Genomic DNA, 17496 nt, shown 5'->3' on the forward strand with positions numbered 1-17496 from the left:
CGGCTTCTTCTTCCCCATGCTCTCCATGATGGACATCATCCTTACCGGGGCCGAAGCCCCTGATCAGGGGTGTCCGTCAAAGCGAATCAAGCCCAGGTAGCACCAGCGTGGGGCGCCCCCGCCTGAATCGGGGGCGGCCCACTCCTCGTAGCGTATCCGCTATTCGATCATGGAGCACCCATGAGTCTGTCTCTGCTGCTGGATGACTCGGCGGAAATCCTCACCGCTCTGCCGACCGCACCGAAGCTCTACCACCACGGCCCCGAGCGCTTCCGCCCGCTGCTGACCCGAGAGGAGGTCGACGCGATGATCGACGCGGGCACTCTCCCGATGCGAAACGTCGTCCTGCTCCAGGACGGTACTGCCGTTGACCCGTGCCGCTACGGGAAGGGTGACATGCCCCGCCGGGGCTACATCCGGGGCATGCTGAACGACAAGGCGACGCTGTCCCTCCGAGGGCTGGAGGAGATGAAGCCGCCGCTTGCCGGCCTGGCCAAGTCGATCAGCTGTGAGACCGGCTGCTCGACCCACGTGAACGCGTACTACACCCCGGCCGGCGGCCACGGGCTCAGGTACCACTACGACCGGTACGTGACCCTGATCGTTCAGCTCCACGGCCAGAAGGCCTGGCCGGTGCACCCGCCGTTCGTGGAGAACCCCGTCCAGGACTACGGCAACTTCACCTCACGGGGCTTCACCGAGGAAGAGCGGCGCTTCCTCGAGTTCACTCCCCCGGCTGAGACCTACACCCTGGGCCCTGGCGACGTTCTGTGGCTCCCGCGCGGGTACGTCCACTCCCCGTATACCGTGGGCGATGAGCCTTCGCTTCACATCACCATCGGGTTGAAGGAGCGCACCCCGCAGTGGGTGGCCGCCGAAGTCGCGGGCCACGTCCTGCGGCAGGCCCTGGCCGACCCGGAAATGCGTGCGGGCCTCGCCCCCGCCGACGTGGCCGAACCGGGTGACGCCGTGAAGGAGGCACGGGCGTACTTGATTGGCGCTCTGGCCAAGGCTGACCTGAGCGAGCTGTCCGCGGTTGTCCGACGCGCCGCGTTCCGACCGTCCTGACGGCGTGTCAACCTGCCTTTCTGTGGCAGGGTTCGACCATCAACTCCCGCTCCGAAAGGCGCTGTTGCCGTTCCATGACACCGATCAACTGGCGTGATTATCTGAAGGGTGACCCCATCCCGGGCCTGCACTTCCACGGGTTCCTGTGGAGCGGCCAGGGCGGCCTTCTGGAGAGCTACAAGCAGCAGGCCAACCGAAACCCCGGGACACCGGACTTCATGGCGTCTGACCTGCCCCCGGAAGGTGTCCGGCACTACCTGCTCAAAAGGAACCGGGTAGCCGGGACGTTCGGCTCCGCCAAGGAGGCCGTCGAATGGATGCGCGAGCAGTGGGACACGCAGACTCCCCGGGTCACGCACGAGGACCCGGATAACACTCAGGAGTACCACGAGGTGGTGCTGTCACACGGACGGGAGACCGTCTGGTCATGGTGGCACCCCGAGCCCGGTAGTAGCTACAAGGTGCACGTCGCGGTGGTTCCGTGTCCCTTCAAATGGCAGGACGATCCCGAGCCGATGCCCTGTCCCCAGCCGCCACGTTGACGGTCGAACACGACAAAGACCTCCCCCGGGTGCCAAGCCCGGCAGAGGTCTTCTCGTGCGCCACGACGGGGATCGGCCTCACCCGGCTACTTCGGCGCGGGGTGTCGGAGGCTGGCGGTGCCTTCCATTCCGGGGCATTCCTGCGGGTGGAAAGCAATGGTGATCGCCGGCAGTCGCCAAGCATAACACGACATCTGCCTTAGAAGCCAAAGGAGTTGTGCGGTTCGGTGTCGATGCGGAACAGCCGGGCCAGCTGCCCGATCGCACTGTCGGAGTGCGGGGTGATGTGGCCCGCGTACGCCAGGTCGTGTGCCGAGATGCCGCCGAAGTAGAGCGAGCTGAGCGCTGGAACCGTGATGGTCAGATCTGCTTCCCGGTCGGTGGCAACGCATGTCGCCGAGGCACCGTCTGCGTGGAGAAGCCATGTCCGGTTGTTTGCCGGGCACATTCGGTCGGTCTCGACCGTGAACACCAGTTCGCCAGGCGCGCCGTACGAGCGTTGTGTCAGGGCGAGGGGAACGTCGAGAACGCGGGCCCACAGGTTGTCCGACTGGCGGGTGACGCGCATCGCCCGTGGATTCGCGAGCATCCATCGCAGCGGTTCGTCGCGCGGACGGGCGGGCGCCACGATGGTCTTGGTGAGGTCGAAGTCGACCAGCACGCTCCACAGGGCTCGGTAGGCCGCCGGGTTCGTCGCCTCCAGTGCCTCGACGACGAGCGTTCCCGCGTTTGCCGCTGTCGAGGACCACGGCAGTCGAAAGTTGGCTATGCCGTCCACATCGCCGTGCCGGTCGCGGTGGACGAGGTACCGCAGTGGTCCGTTCGTGCCGTCCGGGTCGTCGGACAGCCTGTCCCAGCGTCCGGGCAATGGGGTGAGCTCGCCGACGCGGTGTGCACGCACCTGCGCGTGCACGGTGGGCCAAGCCTTCCTCGCCTGCGCGGCGTCGACCAGCTCCAGCGAACCCGGATCGGGTGCGGCCGGAAGGAGGGCGGCTTCATGACGGTTCAGCTCCCACCGTGTGCGGTAGGTCGCCGGGGAGTAACCGAACCGGCCGTAGATGCTGCCTTCGCTCGCGCTGAGCATCGCCAGCGGCTCGCCCCGTTCCAGGGCCGCCTCGAACATGGCCTGCATCATCCGCCGTAGGTAGCCGCGTCGGCGGTGTGTGGCGATCACCGCAGTCGAGGTGACGCCGGCCATCTTGACCGTGCCGCCGCCGGGGACGGTCACGTCGAAGGAGATGGTGGCCGATGCGCCCACGCACGCGCCGTCGACGAATGTCGCGACCGGGTGGAAGGACTCGTTCTTGACGTCGGCCTCCGCCCACTCCTCGAGCTGCTCCGCAGTCGCACGCGTGCGCTGCGGAGGCCACGGCTCGGGACCACCGTGCCACGCGGCGTCAGCCGGCTCCCATTGCGGAAGCCCGTTCGCGAACGGCAGGGCCCGGTAGTACGCGTTCATCTCATCTCGCCGTGGCGGGCGCACCTGGGTAACCATGCCGGACATTGCATCCACCACCACCGCCTGCAGACAACCGGTTTTGGATCAGACGGGACCTCTCACCGGGCCGGTGGCAACGTGGACGCCTGGGGCCGGGGACACGCACCGAAGGGTCCACACGGTCCTCGCCCTGCTCGGAGATTGCTCAGTCGATGCAGAACTCGTTGCCCTCGATGTCCGACATCAGGATGCACGACTCGTTTTCCTCATCGGCGTACAGTGTTCGCACGTGCGTCGCACCGAGCGCGACCAGGCGTGCGCACTCGGCTTCGAGCGTGGCGAGGCGCTCGTCGCCCACGAGCCCGGTGCCGACCCGGACGTCGAGATGCACCCGATTCTTGACGATCTTGCCTTCGGGGACACGCTGGAAGTACAGGCGCGGGCCCACGCCTGAGGGGTCACTGCAGGCGAACCATGATCCCTGCCTCTCAGGAGGCAAGGTGCGGTTGAAATCGTCCCAGGTGGTGAACCCCTCCGGTGGCGGCGGTGTGACATACCCCAACACTTCGCACCAGAAGCGAGCGAGGCGCTCGGGTTCTGCGCAGTCAAAGGTGACTTGGAACTTCCTGATCGCTGACATCAGCGCACCGTACCGCGTGCCAGGGGGACCGTGCCGCTCATTTCCCCAGGCGGATCCGCCCGCCACCCGTGGCATCCTGGCCCGCCTTGGACACCAAGTGACCAAACCGGACAGTCCACGAGAACGACGCGACCGTGGCGGCGGAGCGCCCCAACGGTCCCCACGATCCAGTACTGACCAACCACCTTCATGCCAAGATCAGTTGCCGGACAACCCTTAGCCTGGGCCCATGGCAGCTCTCCCGCCCGCCCGCCATCTGCTGCGGGCCAAGGACCTCGCCGACGCCAGGTACGCCGAGCCGCTCACGGTGGCCGATCTGGCGGCGGCCGCGGGCCTCTCCCGGGCACACTTCAGCCGGGCGTTCCGGCGGACCTTCGGCGAGTCCCCGCACGTCTACCTGCTCACCAGGCGCCTGGAACGGGCGGCCCGCCTGCTGCGCACCACCGACCGGCCGATCGCCGAGATCTGCTTCGCCGTGGGCCTGAACAGCCTGGGCTCCTTCACCACCAGCTTCACCAGGATGTACGGGCGCTCGCCGGCCGCCTACCGCGCCGCCTACCCGCCGGCCGCCGACTACGCCCTGGTCCCCGGCTGCGTGCTGCGCGCCTACGGCCGCCCGCAACACCGCACGTTTCGAGAAGACGGCACCGACGGCCCGGCCATAGGTTGACGGTACGTCGTCCGGGCGGGGCGCAGCCCGAAACGCTCGGAGGAACCACCAGGACAGGAAAGGCGGAGAGGACTCATGACCATCAAGATCGCCACCGCGCAGATGTGGGTGCACGACCAGGAGGTCGCCCTGGACTTCTGGACCAACAAGGTGGGCTTCGAGGTCCGCGCCGACGTCACCCTGCCCGAGCTCGGAAACGTCCGCTGGCTCACCGTCGGCCCGGCCGGCCAGGACGACATCTCGGTCTGCCTGATGGCCGTGCCCGGCCAGCCGGTCATGGATGACCAGACCCGCGAGCAGGTGCTCGACGTGGTGGGCAAGGGCTTCGCCAACGCGGTCTTCCTCAGCACCGACGACTGCGACGCCGCCTACGCCGAACTGTCCGGCCGCGGTGTCGAGTTCGTGGACAAGCCGGAGGACCGCCCGTACGGCCGCGACTGCGGCTTCCGGGACCCGTCGGGCAACCAGATCCGGCTGACCCAGCTGGCCGAGCTGCCCAACCAGTAGGCGCCGCACCGCGGGCCGCCGGGAGTGTCGTCAACTCCCGGCGGCCCGGCGTCAGTTGCTCGCCGCCTGGCGCGCCGCGTCAGCCACCGGGACGGGGCCGCCGATCAGCTCCAGGGTCCGCCCGGCCGTCGCCGGCTCGTCCAGCAGCGCGAGCAGCGCCGCGGCCACGTCGTCACGCGAGACCGCGCCCCGCCCGGTCCGCTCGGCGAGGACCACCTGACCGGTGCCGGGTGCGTCGGTCAGCATGCCGGGGCGCAGGATCGTCCAGTCCAGCCGCTCGCGGGCCCGCACGTCGTCGTCCGCCGCGCCCTTGGCCCGCAGGTAGGCGCCGAAGACCGGGTCAGCCCCGTCCGGCGCGGCCGCATCGGCACCCATCGAGGAGACCACCAGGAAGCGCCGCACCCCGGCGGCCTCGGCGGCGTCCGCGAACAGCGCGCAGGCGCCCCGGTCGACCGTGTCCTTGCGGGCCACCCCGCTGCCCGCGCCGGCACCGGCCGCGAACACCGCGGCGTCCGCACCGCGCAGGATGCCCGCGACCTCGTCGACCGAGGCCGCCTCCAGGTCGCAGAGCACCGGCTCGGCGCCCGCCGCCTCCAAGTCCCCGGACTGCTCCGGCTTCCGGATGATCCCGGCGACCTCGTCTCCCCGCGCGCTCAGCAGCCGCTCCAGGCGCCGCGCGATCTGACCGTGTCCACCCGCGATGACAATGCGCATGGTCCGGAGCCTACGCCGCACCCTCCCCGCCCCTTGAGCTGACACCCCGTCAGGAGCGGCAGCTCGGAAACCGTTGGCCGCGCACCGGCCCGCCCTGGCATGCTGGCGGCGTGGAGAAACCGGAGCTCTTGGAGAAGCCGCAGATCACCATCGGCTTCGCCGCCGACCTGCAGGTGTTCCTCGCCGCCGCCCAGCGCCGCGAGCAGTCGGTGGTCAGGGTGGACGGCGTGTCCACGCTCGGCCATGTGGTCGAGTCGCTGGGCGTCCCGCTGACCGAGGTCGGCGAGCTGCTGGTGGACGACCGGCCGGTCCGCCCGGGGCACATCCCGGCGCAGGGCGAGCGGGTCGCCGTGCGCAGCGTCGAGCGGCCGCAGCGGCTGCCCGGCCCGCCCCGCTTCCTGCTCGACGTGCACCTGGGCACGCTGGCCCGCCGGCTGCGCCTGCTCGGCGTGGACGCGGCCTACGAGAACCTCGACATCGGCGACGCCGCGCTGGCCGCCCGGTCGGCCGCCGAGCGGCGGGTGATGCTCTCCCGCGACCGGGGGCTGCTGCGCCGCCGCGAGCTGTGGGCCGGTGCCTACATCTACAGCCACCACCCGGCCGAGCAGCTGCGCGATGTGCTGTCCCGCTTCACGCCCGCCCTCGCCCCGTGGACCAGGTGCACGGCCTGCAACGGCCTGCTGGAGCAGACCGCGAAGGCGGCGGTGCAGGAGCGGCTGGAGCACGGCACCGAGCGCAGCTACGACGCGTTCGCGCAGTGCACCGACTGCGGCCAGGTCTACTGGCGCGGCGCCCACCACGCCCGGCTGGACGCGATCGTCGAGGAAGCCCTGCGCGAGTACGCCTGATCCGGCACGGCTCGCGGGGTTCTCCCCGAAGTGGATCATCGCTACGATCGCCCGCCATGGGCATCACCACTGATCAGATCATCGAAGCCGCGCTGGACCGGCTGACCGCCGAGTACATCTTCGCGGACCAGGCCGAACAGATCGCGGCCCTGGTGCGCGGCCGGCTGGCCGAGGGGGCGTACCAGCGGCTGGCCGGCGAGGCGCTGTGCGAGGCGGTGACCGCGGACCTCCAGCGGACCAACGGCGACAAGCACCTGCGCCTGCTGTGGAGCGAGGAGGCGCAGGAGCTCGACGACGCGGGCGAGGAGGACGAGGACTTCTTCGCCGAGCTGGCCCGCGCCGAGAACCAAGGCATCCGCCGGGTGGAGCGGCTCACGGGCGACATCGGCTACATCGAGACCACCCTGGTGGCCGAGCCCGGCGACGGCGCGCCGATGATCTCCGCGGCGATGGCGCTGATCGCCAACACCAAGGCGCTCATCCTCGACCTGCGGGCCAACCGCGGCGGCTCGACCTACGGCATGGCGTACTGGTGCAGCTACCTGTTCCCGGGCGGCGAGGCGGTACACCTGACCGACGTGCACCGGCGCACCACTGGGCTCACCCAGCAGTTCTGGACCACGCCCTACCTGCCGGGCGAGCGCTACCTCGACCGCCCGGTGTACGTACTGACCGGCCCGGTCACCTTCTCGGGCGCCGAGGACCTGGCGTACAACCTCAAGGCCAGGGGCCGTGCCGTGCTGGTCGGCGAGAGCACCAGGGGCGGGGCGCACCCGACCGGCTACTACCCCCTCAGCGAGCACATCAGCGTGACCGTGCCGTACGCCCGGTCGATCAACCCGGTGACCGGCGGCGACTGGGAGGGCACCGGCGTGGCCCCGGACATCGCCGTGTCCGCCGAGCAGGCGTTCGAGGTGGCCTACCAGGACGCGCTCAAGAAGGTCGCGGACTCCTAACCCGGCTCACCCTCGCTCGCGTCCGGCCTGGCCACCTCGCCGCCGCGCGGGGTGACCTGCTTGAGGGCGTCGAAGATCGCCAGGCCCTGGCCGACGATCCCGGTCGCCACCTGGGCCAGCCCCTCGCTGCCGTTGAGCACCGTGAGGTTGGCGCCCGCCAGGCCGCGGGCGGCGGCGTCCACCAGCGCGGGCAGGTTCTCCACCACCCGGTTGGCCGCGATCAGCTCCTGGGCGCCGCCCCGCAGCGAGTCGGCCCGCGCGTTGTTCGCGGCGGCCTGCGCATCGGCGGTCGTCCGCTCGGCGTAGGCCGCGCCGTCCGCCTGCACCCGCACCGCCTGGGCCTCCGCCGTGGCCAGCGTGGTGCGCCGGTAGGCATCACCCTCGGCCTCGAACTTGGCCCGGTCGCGCTGCGCCTCGGCGAGGGTGCGCTGCTTGTAGGCCTCGGCATCGGCCGGCCGGCGCACCTCGGCCTCCAGCCGCTGGGCGGCCAAGTCGGCCTGACGGCGGGCCAGTTGGGTCTGCTCCTCGATGACCTCCTGGGTGGCCCTGGCCTGGGCCAGTGGCCCGGCCTGCGATGCCGACGCGTTGGCCTGCTCGGTCTCGGCCACGAAGCCGGCCCGCTTGATCGCGGTGTCCCGCTCGTACTGGGCCTTGAGCGCGGCCGCCTCCTGCTCCCGCTGGGCGGCCTCCTGGTCGGCCCGGGCCTGGGCGATCCGCGCCTGGCTGGCGACGGCCGCGGCATGGGGGGCGGCCAGGTTGGTGATGTAGCCGGTGGCGTCCTCGATCTCCTGGATCTGCAAGGCGTCCACCACGATGCCGAGCTTCTCCATCTCGGTGTGGCTGCCGGCCTTGACCTCCTGCGCCACCCGGTCCCGCTCCCGGATGATCTGCTCCACCGTCAACCCGCCGACGATGGACCGCAGATGGCCCGCGAAGATCCGGCCGACCAGCTCCTCCATCCGGGCCTGCTCGGTGAGGAACCGCCGCGCCGCATTGGCGATGGAGAGGTGGTCGTCGCCCACCTTGAACACCGTCACGGCCCGCACCGTGAGCCGGATGCCCTGCTGGGTGACGCAGTCCTCGGCGATCTCCGCCTCGCGCAGCGCCAGCGACAGCATCCGCGCCTTCTGCTTGACGGGCATCACGAAACTGCCGTGCCCGGTGACGATCCGGAACTGGGTGTCCTGGGCCTGCCGTTTGGACCCGGAGATCAGCAACGCCTCATTGGGCGCCGGAACGTGCCAGAACAACATCACGGGCTCCTCACGACTCGGGGAACGGTACGACCACGACGGAGCGCGCCGAAGTGTGCTCCACCACCATCACCAGCGCGTGCCGGGCGATCGGCCGGTCCGCCCAGGCCGCGAACGCCTCGCTGCCGCCGCGCACCGGCACCAGCACCTCGCCGGGCCCGTCCGCCGGGATCGGGACCGTGACCCGGCCGACCGCGCCGACCGGGCTCTCGTCCGCCTCCCTCGGCACACCCATCAGGCTCACCCGCTCTCCGGCCGGCCGCGCTAGCAGGGTCGGTCGTACCTCTGCTGTCCAATCTAACGAGCCCACGGCGCAAAGGAGCCGGTCAAAGCCCCAGCCCCTCACCCGCCCGGCCCAGCCTGCGGCATGCCGCCCGCCCGGGGCACCCCGCGCCGTGCCACGCTGACCGCGATCAGCCGACCGCGCCGCCGAGCGAACCCAGGAGCCCCCGTGTCCAAGGTCCAGCCGATTCCGGACGGCTACCCGCGCCTGTGCCCCTACGTCTTCGTCCGCGGCGCCGCCGAGGCCATCGAGTTCTACACCTCGGTGCTCGGCTTCGAGCAGCGCGGCGACCGGCTGACCGGACCGGACGGGCGGATCGGGCACGCGGAGCTGGCGATCGGCGACTCGGTGCTCATGATCGCCGACGAGCACCCGGAGGTGGGCGCGCGCAGCCCGCAGACGGTCGGCGGCTCACCGGTGCTGCTGAACCTCTACGTGGCGGACGTCGACGCGGTGTGGCCCGCCGCGCTGGCCGCCGGCGCGCTCGAACTGCGGCCGCTGAAGGCCCAGTTCTACGGCGACCGGTCCGGCACCTTCGAGGACCCGTGGGGCCACCGCTGGACGGTGGCCAGCCATGTCGAGGACGTCTCGCCGCAGCAGATGGCGGCCCGCGCGAAGGCCGCGATGGGCGGTAACTGAGGCCGTGGCGAATGATTCTGACATCACCTCAGCGCGCCCTTGGATGCCCGGCTACGGCATCCTGTCGGCCGACCAGGGCACCGGCCTGCTGCCGTGGTTCTGGGCGGAGCGCCGGCTCGCCGACTCGCACGAGTACTGGGTCTGCACGGTGCGCCCTGACCGGCGGCCCCACGCGATGCCGGTCTGGGGCGTCTGGCTGCGGCGGGCCCTCTGGTTCAGCAGCGCCCGCGGGTCCCGCAAGTACCGCAATCTGGCGGCCAACCCGGCGTGCACGGTGACCACCGACGATCCGCATCAGCCGGTCGTGCTGGACGGCGACGCGAGCGTGGTGACCGACCTCGACGAGATCGCCGACTTCCTGGCCGCGCTCAACGCCAAGTACGCGACCGGCTACGGTCCGGACTTCCTCGATCCGGCCGTGAACGCGACCTTCCGGGTCACCCCGGCCTCCGTCTTCGCCCTCGACGACAGCGACTTCACGGGCAGCCCGACCCGCTGGACGTTCCCGTCCCGTGATTCGTAAATTGGCCTCAACTCGCCCGCTCCAAAACGCTCGCGCGGGTCTAGAATGGTTCGTACACCAGACAGCTGGAGAGAGCCGCACCGCCCTCGAAGACGTTCGTAGGCCGTCCGAGCGACTCCTTGTCTAGGGCCTGGCTAGGCCCCCGGCAGGTCCCATTGACAGCGATGCCCTGAGCGACGGCTAGGACGCGCGAAGTCGAAAGAGGATCTACCGGGGACTGACATGTGTCCGGGCACACGGGGACTGACATGTGTCCGGGCACATTCCTGCCGGGTGAGGCTCAGTGCGGCAGCTCCTGCTCCGTCCAGATGGTCTTGCCCGACGCGGTGTACCGGCTCCCCCAGCGGTTGGTCAGCTGCGCCACCAGGTAGAGCCCGCGCCCGCCTTCGTCGGTGAGCCGGGCCCGCCGCATCCGCGGCTGGGTGGCGCTGCCGTCGGAGACCTCGCAGGTCAGCGTGTCGGCCCGGATCAGCCGCACCACCACGGGGCCGCCGCCGTACCGGATCGCGTTGGTGACCAGCTCACTCAGCACCAGCTCGGTGGTGAAGGCGAGTTCGGCCAGTCCCCAGGAGGTCAGCACGGCGGTGGCGTCCTCGCGCACCCGGGCCACCGCGGCCGGGTCCAGCTCGACCGTCCAGACCGCGGTGTCGGCGGGCGGCACCGCCTTGGTGCGGGCCAGCAGCAGCGTCACGTCGTCGCGCAGCCGGGTCGGCGGCAGCCCGGCGATCAGCCGCTCCCCGGCCTCGCGCAGCGGGCAGTCCAGACCGCGCACGCCGCGCAGCCGGTGCAGCAACTCGGCCATCCCGGCGTCGATGTCGCCGTCCCCGCGCTCGATCAGGCCGTCGGTGTAGAGGGCCAGCATGCTGCTTTCGGGCAGCTCGACCCGGGCCGACTCGAAGGGCAACCCGCCGACCCCGAGCGGCGGTCCTGGCGACACGGGCAGCATCTCGGCGGTGCCGTCGGGGTAGGCGACGGCGGGCGGCGGGTGTCCGGCGCTGGCCACGGTGCAGATCCGGGAGACCGGGTCGTAGACGGCGTAGAGGCAGGTGCCGCCGAACGAGCCGGGCTCCGCGGTCTCGTCCTGGCTCCCCGCATCCCGCCCGCGCGGTCCGTCGCCGGCCCCGGAGCTCTCCGCGTCCACGTCCGCGACCAGCGCCGATTCCACCAGCAGTTGGGCCACCAGGTCGTCCAGGTGCACCAGCAGCTCGTCCGGTTCCAGGTCCAGGTCGGCCAGGGTCCGCACGGCGGTGCGCAGCCGGCCCATGGTGGCGGAGGCGTGCAGACCGTGCCCGGTGACGTCGCCGACCACCAGGGCGACCCGGGCCGAGGAGAGCGGGATGACGTCGAACCAGTCACCGCCCACCCCGCCGACCGTGTCGGTGGGCAGGTAGACGCTGGCGGTGGAGACGGCGGCCACCGAGCGGACGGCCGGCGGCAGCAGGCTGCGTTGCAGGCCGATCGCGGCCCGGTGCTCCCGGGTGTAGCGGCGGGCGTTGTCCAGCGCCAGGGCGACCCGCCCGGCGATCTCGCGCATCAGCGCGCGGTCCTCCGCCTCGTAGCGGTCCTGCCGGCGCTCCCGGCGCAGCGTGATCCGGCCGAGCAGCACCCTGCGGGCCACCAGCGGCGCTGTGACCGCCCAGGCCTGGACGGCGGGGTCGGACGGTCCGGTCCGCCCCTCCTCGTCGACCAGCACGGTCTCCCCGATGGCCGGGCGGGACTCGGGCGGTCCGGCGACCGCGACCCGGCGCAGCAGCAGCCGCCCGTCGGGACCGGGTACCGGCTCCTCGCCGGTGGAGATGGGGGTGGCGAGTTCGACGGCGGCGACCTCGGCGAAGTCGGGCACCAAGGCGTCGGCGATCTGCTGCGCGCTGTCCAGGATGGAGAGCGAGTGGGCGGCCGCGGCGGTCACCCGGTGGAGCAGGGCGAGGCGGCGGCGCGACCGGTACTGCTCGGTGATGTCGGTGAAGAGCGCCGTGACGCCGATGACGGTGCCGTCGGTGGCCTGCAGCCGGAAGGCGGAGAGCGCCATCATCCGGCCGCTGCGCGGGTCGACCAGGGTGCGGGCGAGCTCCTCGCCGAACGCCAGCGGCTGCCCGGTCGCCAGCACCTCGCGCAGGTGGACCTCCATGGCGGCGGCGTCCTCGGGCTGCAGGAAGTCGGCGAGCCGACGGCCCGGCAGGGTGCTGGGCACGCCGGTGTAGGGCAGCAGATGGGTGTTGGTGCGGACGATCCGCAGGTCGGTGTCGAACACGGCCAGGCCGACCCGGTCCTGCAGGAAGAGTTCGCGGGTGAAGGCCTGGTCCTGGCGCCAGCGGTCGGCCTCCTGGGCCGGCGCGCCGATCACCATGTAGCGGGCCTCATCGCGCTGCTCGGGGGCCGCGCCACGCAGCGTGAGCACCCGGACCTCCAGCGGCACCGGGCGGCCGTCGCCGGTGCGCACGGTGACGCGCCCGGCCCAGCTGGTGGGGTTGTCGCCCTCCGGGGGCAGGGTTTCGCCGCGCTCCACCACGAGGTCGCGCAGTTTGCGGCCGCGCAGTGCGCGCACCGGCACCACGAGGAGCTGTTCGGCGGCGGCGGTGCAGTCCAGCACCAGGCCGCTGCCGTCGACCAGCACCCCTGCCACGCCGTCGAGGAACGGGAAGCGGGAGTCGTCCAAATCGTCACCTCTCCCGGGACTGCCCTGTCCTCCATCCTGGACCGGGGCGTGGTCGGCGGCACAGCGGCGCTCCGAGCCGGGCTCAACTTCACGACTGATCGTGACGCTCAGTGACCACCCTGAGGTCAGTGGCCGCCCGCGTCGAGCACCTCGACGTCGAGGAAGTTGCGCTCGATCTCCTCCGCGGGCAGTGCGACGGCCAGCGCCCAGTAGTAGATGACCAGGGAGAAGCCGGAGATCAGGGCGATGTCCCACCAGAGCGGAATGCGGCCGGTGGCCCCCTTGCCGAACTGGCCCTGCCAGGACATCAGGCCCATCCCCACCAGGTAGACGGGGAGCCACTGGCCGGCCCGGAAGTCCATCCGCGGCGCCCCCGGCAGGTGTTTGGCACGGGCCCAGGCCGCGTAGCCGCCGAGCAGCAGATAGCCGATCAGGATCGAGGCACCCAGCCGCCACAGGGTGTCCCAGCCGGACCAGTAGATGACCAGGCCGGCGATCACGAAGGCGATCGGCGAGATGATCTCGCCGGCCGGCAGGTGGTAGGAGCGCTCCAGGTCGGGGAAGCGCCGGCGCAGGACGCCGAAGGCGAGCGGCGCGCCCGCATACATCAGCACCACGGCGGAGGTGATGAAGCCGACCAGCCGCTGCCAGCTGGGGAACGGCAGGAAGCACAGCACGCCGGCGACCCAGGCGACCACCAGGCCGAGCCACGGCACCGCGCGCCGGTCGGTGGCCTGGAGCGTCTGCGGGGCATAGCCGTTGCGGCTGAGGCCGTAGCTGATCCGGGAGCTGGAGGTGATGTAGACCAGGCCGGTGCCGGCGGGCGAGATGACCGCGTCGATGTAGAGGATGGTGGCCATCCAGCCGAGTCCGATCAGGGCGGCCAGCCCGGCGAACGGGCCGCTGATGCCCTTGTAGTCGAGGTTGGCCCAGCCGCCGGCGAAGGTGGCGGCGGGCAGCGATCCGATGAAGACCACCTGGAGCATGATGTAGACGACCGAGCCGATCAGCACCGAGCCGATCACGGCACGCGGGATGTCGCGTCGCGGGTTGCTGGACTCCCCGGCCCACTGGATCGCCTGCTCGAAGCCGAGCAGCGCGAAGATCACACCGCTGCCGCTGATCGCGCTGAGCACACCGCGTGCGCCGTAGGGCGCGAAGCCGTGGCTGTGGAAGTTGGCGCTGTGGAACTCGGCGCTGGCGAAGACCAGGATGGTCAGCACCGGGACGGCGACCTTCCAGTAGGTGGCCGCGCTGTTCGTGTTGGCCAGCCATTTGACGCCGAGGAAGTTGATCGCGACGAAGATGGCGAGCAGCGCGGCGGCGACCACGAAGCCGGAGGCGGTGAGGGTCTGGTTGCTCTTCTTGAGCAGACCGTCGGCCCAAGTCCAGTGCTGGGCATAGCCGATCATCGCCTGGACCTCGATGGGGGCGGTGGCGGCGGACTGCAGCCAGGTGAACCAGCCGAAGCTCATGCCGGCGAAGCCGCCGAAGGCGTAGTGCGGATAGCGGGCGGTGCCGCCGGCCACCGGGAACAGGCCGCCGAGCTCGGCGTGCACCAGGGCGAGCAGCACGATGGCGACCGTTCCGACGCCCCAGGAGATCAGGGAAGCGGGCCCGGCTGCCCGGACCGCCTTCTCGGCGCCGAACAGCCAGCCGGATCCGATGATCGCTCCGACCGAGGCCCAGAGCAGGCCGATCATCCCGACCTCGCGGCGCAGGGCGTGGCGCCCGCCGGTCCGTTGGACCGCTCCGGGCATGGATGACGCCATGGCTTCCTCCCCGACTGACGACAGATCGGATCAGACGCTGCCGCAGATCACCCGTCGGGTGAGGGGTGCGCGCCGCTCAGGGGCGGCGACTGTCAGTCGTCCGGCTCAGCGGCATGTGCTGAGATAAATATGAGTCAGTTTTCCGTCCACATCCGTTGCTTTGATCGGGCCGCCCGTGCCAGGCTCGTCCTGCTCGTTCCTGCCAGGCCACGCCGTCCGCGGCCCGCTGGGCCGTGGCCGGCCGCCCGTACACCGCAGGGAGCCCGCTCACCACAGGGAAGGAGACCGCCGTGGTCAAGCACTACCTGAAGTACGCCCTGAGCACCCTCAGCGCCGCGATGTTCCTGCACATGACCTGACCAGGTCGCCGTGCCAGGCCTGGTCGGGCCGCGCGCCACCGCAGGGCACCGGCCCGACCGCTCGGACCGGCCTGGACCGGGTCCCCCGCCCGGCCCAGGCCACCCCGCACCCGGAGGCGAAGAGCAGCTCTGTGGAGAGGACACCGTGTTCGCCAGCGCACTGAGTCAACTGCGGTACGCCGCCGCCGTGTTGCGAAACGGTCCGATCCGACCGCGGGACCTCGACCGGATCGCCCGCGAACTGCTCGCCACCCTCGCCGAGTTCGGCGAACCGGGCGACGACACCGCGCTGCTGCCCGGCCAGCGGGCGGCCGTCGACCCGGCGGTGCGCCGCACCATCACCACCCGCAGTCTGCGGGCCACCGCCCGGGCCGCGGTCCGGCACACCGCCTACTACCGGCAGGTCTTCGACCAGTTGGGGCTCAACCCGGACGCCCTCGACCTGGCCGGCTGGTCCCAGGTGCCGGTGACGCCCAAGCGCGCGCTCCGGTCGCTGCCCGCCGCCTTCGTCTCCACCGCGGCCCGGCCCGCGCTGCTGGCACTCACCACCGGGACTACCGGCGCCCCCACCGGAGTCTGGTTCTCCCGCACCGAGTTGGAACTGCTCACCGCCCTGAGCACCATCTCGGCAGCCATCGGACTCGGTCTGCGGCCCGAGCACACCGTGGCCTACGCGGGCTGCTCGCGCGCCACCCTGGCCCTGCTGAACTCCGAGGAGTCGGTCACCCGGATCGGCGCCGGCTTCGTCCAACTGGGCACCATCGACCCGGAGTCCGCCCTCGACCGGCTGGCCACCCCGCTCGGCCTGCCCGGCAAGGCCCCGCAGATCACCCATCTCACCACCTCCGCCTCCTACTTGGCCGCCCTGGTGGCCCAGGCCGAGCGCGGCGGCTGGCGCAGTGAGGACTTCGGACTGCGGCGGATCAGCATCGGCGGCGAAGTGCTCTCCACGCCGCTGCGGGAGCGGGCCGCCGCCACCCTGGGCGGCCAGGTGGCCAATTCCTATCTGATGACCGAGCTGGTGCCCGCCGGCGCGGCCCCGTGCTCGCAGGGGCATCTGCACCACGGCACCGAGTTCGGCCACCTGGAGGTGCTGGATCCGCAGAGCTGGGAGCCGACCGCGCCCGGCGCCGTCGGCATGGTGGTGCACACGCCGTACGTTCCGTACCGGGAGTGCACCCTGCTGCTGCGCTACGCCACCGGCGACCTGGTCCGGCTGCCCGCCGAGGGGCCCGACTGCGAGCTGGCCGAGCTGCCGGCCACCTCGGACGTCGTCGGCCGCTGGAGTGGCCCGCTCAGTGCCGTCCTGCCCACCCGGGACCTGCTCGACCTGCTGGAGGCCGAACCCGACGTGCCACTGCCCACCAGATACGCACTGACCGACGATCCCGGCGGCGCGGTGCTGCACGTGCTGGTCCGCCGGCTGCCGTCGGCCGCCCTGCTCGGGCGCCTGGAGGACGGCGCCACCGCCGCCGGCCTGCCGCTGGCCGCGATCCGGCTGTACGACGACCGCGAGGCCATGCCGCCCACCGTCCCGCTCCGCGCCGATCTGCGCGAGCACGGCTTCGCGGACCTCGGCCCGTCGCCGAGCCGCCCGACCCGCCTGGCCGGCCGCTCATGAACACCACCGCCCTGGCCGCGCTCAGCGGCGTCACCGCCGTCGCGATCGCCCTCGCCCTGGGCTATCTGGCCCGGATCCGGATCCCCCGACCGCCCGTCGGCGTCTACACGGCCGGGGACGTCGCCGTGGTCTGCGTCGGCGTGGTGCTGGCTCCGCTGCTGGATCTCGCGCTGCCGACTCCCGTGGTGGTGACGGTCTTCGGCGTGGTGCTGGGCACCGCCGTGCAGTTCACCCTCGCCCCGGTGCTCGGCGGCCGCTGGGCCTGGCTGCCGGCCGCCGCCGCGGTCGGCACCACCCTCGCCCTGCACGCCTCCCCCACCGGGGTGCTCGCCGCCACCGACGCGCTGCTGCTGATCGCGGTCGTCGGGGTGGCCAACCTGTGGGTGCAGAGCGGCATGCGGGCCGCCCATGTCGCCGCGCTCGCGGCCGTGTTGGCGGTCTACGACCTGGTGGCCACCACGCTCACCTCGGTCACCCTGCGGTTCGCCGCCGAGGTGCAGGGGCAGCCGTTCGCCCCGCAACTGGCTCTCACCCGCGGCGCGTTGCCGGTCTCGCTGGGCCTGGGAGACCTGCTGCTCCTGGTGCTCTTCCCCCTCGCCGCCGCCAAGGCGTACGGCCGCCGGGCCGCACTGCTGGCCGCCGCGGTGGGGCTGGCCGTGGTCAGCGCGGTCAGCGCGCTCTTCGCAACCCACGTCCTGACCACCGGCTTTCCGCTGCTCGCCGCGCTCGGCCCGCTGATCGTGGCGCAGCAGCTGTACTGGCGGCAGCGCTGCGGGCGGGAGCGCAGCTGGGCCGAGTGGCGGTCCGGCGCCCGCGAGCCCGCCCCGCCGCCGGTCAACCCGGCCGAGGCGGCGCTGCGTGCCACCGGCGCGCCCGGCCTGCCCGAGGACTGCTGGCTGGCGGTGCGCGACGACCGGGTGGTGGGCGTCGGCGCCACCCCGGGCCGGGCCCGCCGCGACGCCCGCCGCCTCGGGCGGACGCCGACGGCGGTGCGCCAGCGATGAGTT

General features: G+C 71.8%; 18 protein-coding genes. 11 read left to right on the plus strand and 7 right to left on the minus strand.

Going from position 1 to position 17496, the window contains the following annotated elements; all coding sequences use genetic code 11:
- Window positions 1–180: 180 nt before the first annotated feature.
- Entirely contained in the window at window positions 181–1068 is an 888-nt protein-coding gene (locus P3T35_RS23190; protein WP_101384190.1) for a cupin domain-containing protein, read from the plus strand.
- A gap of 74 nt (window positions 1069–1142) precedes the next feature.
- On the plus strand, window positions 1143–1610 hold the full coding sequence (locus P3T35_RS23195) for a hypothetical protein (RefSeq protein ID WP_101384189.1): 468 nt from the start codon (window positions 1143–1145) through the stop codon (window positions 1608–1610).
- A 199-nt stretch (window positions 1611–1809) separates the two neighbouring features.
- Here the strand turns inward: P3T35_RS23195 and P3T35_RS23200 are convergent, their stop codons facing one another.
- Both P3T35_RS23200 and P3T35_RS23205 read right to left on the minus strand, forming a co-directional pair.
- Window positions 1810–3105: a GNAT family N-acetyltransferase gene (locus P3T35_RS23200; RefSeq protein WP_180356787.1), complete on the minus strand. Its 1296-nt coding sequence runs from the start codon at window positions 3103–3105 to the stop codon at window positions 1810–1812.
- A 148-nt stretch (window positions 3106–3253) separates the two neighbouring features.
- Window positions 3254–3688 carry a VOC family protein gene (locus tag P3T35_RS23205; protein WP_101384187.1) on the minus strand — a complete coding sequence of 145 codons (435 nt, stop codon included), beginning with the start codon at window positions 3686–3688 and terminating at the stop codon, window positions 3254–3256.
- 229 nt (window positions 3689–3917) lie between these two features.
- Between P3T35_RS23205 and P3T35_RS23210 the strand changes: the two genes are divergently transcribed.
- Entirely contained in the window at window positions 3918–4358 is a 441-nt protein-coding gene (locus P3T35_RS23210) for an AraC family transcriptional regulator (RefSeq protein WP_101384186.1), read from the plus strand.
- Window positions 4359–4433: 75 nt separating this feature from the next.
- Entirely contained in the window at window positions 4434–4865 is a 432-nt protein-coding gene (locus P3T35_RS23215; protein WP_280707549.1) for a VOC family protein, read from the plus strand.
- 51 nt (window positions 4866–4916) lie between these two features.
- On the opposite strand, the gene P3T35_RS23220 is transcribed toward P3T35_RS23215, so the two are convergent.
- Complete coding sequence (locus tag P3T35_RS23220) at window positions 4917–5579, minus strand: NAD(P)H-binding protein (protein WP_101384184.1); 663 nt, start codon at window positions 5577–5579, stop codon at window positions 4917–4919.
- 128 nt (window positions 5580–5707) lie between these two features.
- Here P3T35_RS23220 and P3T35_RS23225 point away from each other — a divergent pair, with 128 nt between their 5' ends.
- The gene (locus P3T35_RS23225; RefSeq protein WP_101384183.1) at window positions 5708–6427 is read left to right on the plus strand and encodes a Mut7-C RNAse domain-containing protein; all 720 of its coding nucleotides are present in this window, start codon (window positions 5708–5710) and stop codon (window positions 6425–6427) included.
- A 56-nt stretch (window positions 6428–6483) separates the two neighbouring features.
- Complete coding sequence (locus tag P3T35_RS23230; protein WP_101384182.1) at window positions 6484–7383, plus strand: S41 family peptidase; 900 nt, start codon at window positions 6484–6486, stop codon at window positions 7381–7383.
- On the opposite strand, the gene P3T35_RS23235 is transcribed toward P3T35_RS23230, so the two are convergent.
- Complete coding sequence (locus tag P3T35_RS23235) at window positions 7380–8636, minus strand: flotillin family protein (protein ID WP_101384181.1); 1257 nt, start codon at window positions 8634–8636, stop codon at window positions 7380–7382. The genes P3T35_RS23230 and P3T35_RS23235 overlap by 4 nt on opposite strands.
- A gap of 10 nt (window positions 8637–8646) precedes the next feature.
- Complete coding sequence (locus P3T35_RS23240) at window positions 8647–8871, minus strand: hypothetical protein (RefSeq protein WP_101385530.1); 225 nt, start codon at window positions 8869–8871, stop codon at window positions 8647–8649.
- A 216-nt stretch (window positions 8872–9087) separates the two neighbouring features.
- On the opposite strand from P3T35_RS23240, the gene P3T35_RS23245 reads away from it, so the two are divergent.
- Both P3T35_RS23245 and P3T35_RS23250 read left to right on the plus strand, forming a co-directional pair.
- Window positions 9088–9558, plus strand: coding sequence for a VOC family protein (locus P3T35_RS23245; RefSeq protein ID WP_280707553.1), 471 nt, complete (start codon window positions 9088–9090; stop codon window positions 9556–9558).
- A 43-nt stretch (window positions 9559–9601) separates the two neighbouring features.
- Window positions 9602–10081 (plus strand): pyridoxamine 5'-phosphate oxidase family protein, encoded by a 480-nt coding sequence (locus tag P3T35_RS23250; protein WP_218976743.1) that lies wholly within the window; start codon window positions 9602–9604, stop codon window positions 10079–10081.
- A 280-nt stretch (window positions 10082–10361) separates the two neighbouring features.
- Here the strand turns inward: P3T35_RS23250 and P3T35_RS23255 are convergent, their stop codons facing one another.
- Window positions 10362–12737 carry a SpoIIE family protein phosphatase gene (locus P3T35_RS23255; protein WP_101384178.1) on the minus strand — a complete coding sequence of 792 codons (2376 nt, stop codon included), beginning with the start codon at window positions 12735–12737 and terminating at the stop codon, window positions 10362–10364.
- 125 nt (window positions 12738–12862) lie between these two features.
- Window positions 12863–14509, minus strand: coding sequence for an APC family permease (locus tag P3T35_RS23260; RefSeq protein ID WP_280707557.1), 1647 nt, complete (start codon window positions 14507–14509; stop codon window positions 12863–12865).
- A gap of 233 nt (window positions 14510–14742) precedes the next feature.
- On the opposite strand from P3T35_RS23260, the gene P3T35_RS23265 reads away from it, so the two are divergent.
- The 3 genes from P3T35_RS23265 (at window position 14743) to P3T35_RS23275 (ending at window position 17493) form a co-directional block, all read left to right on the plus strand.
- Window positions 14743–14868 carry a hypothetical protein gene (locus tag P3T35_RS23265; protein WP_280707559.1) on the plus strand — a complete coding sequence of 42 codons (126 nt, stop codon included), beginning with the start codon at window positions 14743–14745 and terminating at the stop codon, window positions 14866–14868.
- Between the two features lie 145 nt (window positions 14869–15013).
- Complete coding sequence (locus P3T35_RS23270) at window positions 15014–16489, plus strand: AMP-binding protein (RefSeq protein WP_101384176.1); 1476 nt, start codon at window positions 15014–15016, stop codon at window positions 16487–16489.
- Window positions 16486–17493: a hypothetical protein gene (locus P3T35_RS23275; RefSeq protein WP_101384175.1), complete on the plus strand. Its 1008-nt coding sequence runs from the start codon at window positions 16486–16488 to the stop codon at window positions 17491–17493. The genes P3T35_RS23270 and P3T35_RS23275 overlap by 4 nt, the downstream gene beginning before the upstream one ends.
- The last annotated feature ends 3 nt before the right edge of the window (window positions 17494–17496 follow it).

Source organism: Kitasatospora sp. GP30 (assembly GCF_029892145.1).
GTDB classification, from domain to species: domain Bacteria; phylum Actinomycetota; class Actinomycetes; order Streptomycetales; family Streptomycetaceae; genus Kitasatospora; species Kitasatospora acidiphila.

Coding starts and splice junctions, on each gene's coding strand:
- P3T35_RS23190 (WP_101384190.1), top strand. CDS start 181: ATGAGTCTGTCTCTGCTGCTGGATGACTCGGCGGAAATCCTCACCGCT.
- P3T35_RS23195 (WP_101384189.1), top strand. CDS start 1,143: ATGACACCGATCAACTGGCGTGATTATCTGAAGGGTGACCCCATCCCG.
- P3T35_RS23200 (WP_180356787.1), bottom strand. CDS start 3,105: ATGGTTACCCAGGTGCGCCCGCCACGGCGAGATGAGATGAACGCGTAC.
- P3T35_RS23205 (WP_101384187.1), bottom strand. CDS start 3,688: ATGTCAGCGATCAGGAAGTTCCAAGTCACCTTTGACTGCGCAGAACCC.
- P3T35_RS23210 (WP_101384186.1), top strand. CDS start 3,918: ATGGCAGCTCTCCCGCCCGCCCGCCATCTGCTGCGGGCCAAGGACCTC.
- P3T35_RS23215 (WP_280707549.1), top strand. CDS start 4,434: ATGACCATCAAGATCGCCACCGCGCAGATGTGGGTGCACGACCAGGAG.
- P3T35_RS23220 (WP_101384184.1), bottom strand. CDS start 5,579: ATGCGCATTGTCATCGCGGGTGGACACGGTCAGATCGCGCGGCGCCTG.
- P3T35_RS23230 (WP_101384182.1), top strand. CDS start 6,484: ATGGGCATCACCACTGATCAGATCATCGAAGCCGCGCTGGACCGGCTG.
- P3T35_RS23235 (WP_101384181.1), bottom strand. CDS start 8,636: ATGTTGTTCTGGCACGTTCCGGCGCCCAATGAGGCGTTGCTGATCTCC.
- P3T35_RS23240 (WP_101385530.1), bottom strand. CDS start 8,871: ATGGGTGTGCCGAGGGAGGCGGACGAGAGCCCGGTCGGCGCGGTCGGC.
- P3T35_RS23250 (WP_218976743.1), top strand. CDS start 9,602: ATGCCCGGCTACGGCATCCTGTCGGCCGACCAGGGCACCGGCCTGCTG.
- P3T35_RS23260 (WP_280707557.1), bottom strand. CDS start 14,509: ATGGCGTCATCCATGCCCGGAGCGGTCCAACGGACCGGCGGGCGCCAC.
- P3T35_RS23275 (WP_101384175.1), top strand. CDS start 16,486: ATGAACACCACCGCCCTGGCCGCGCTCAGCGGCGTCACCGCCGTCGCG.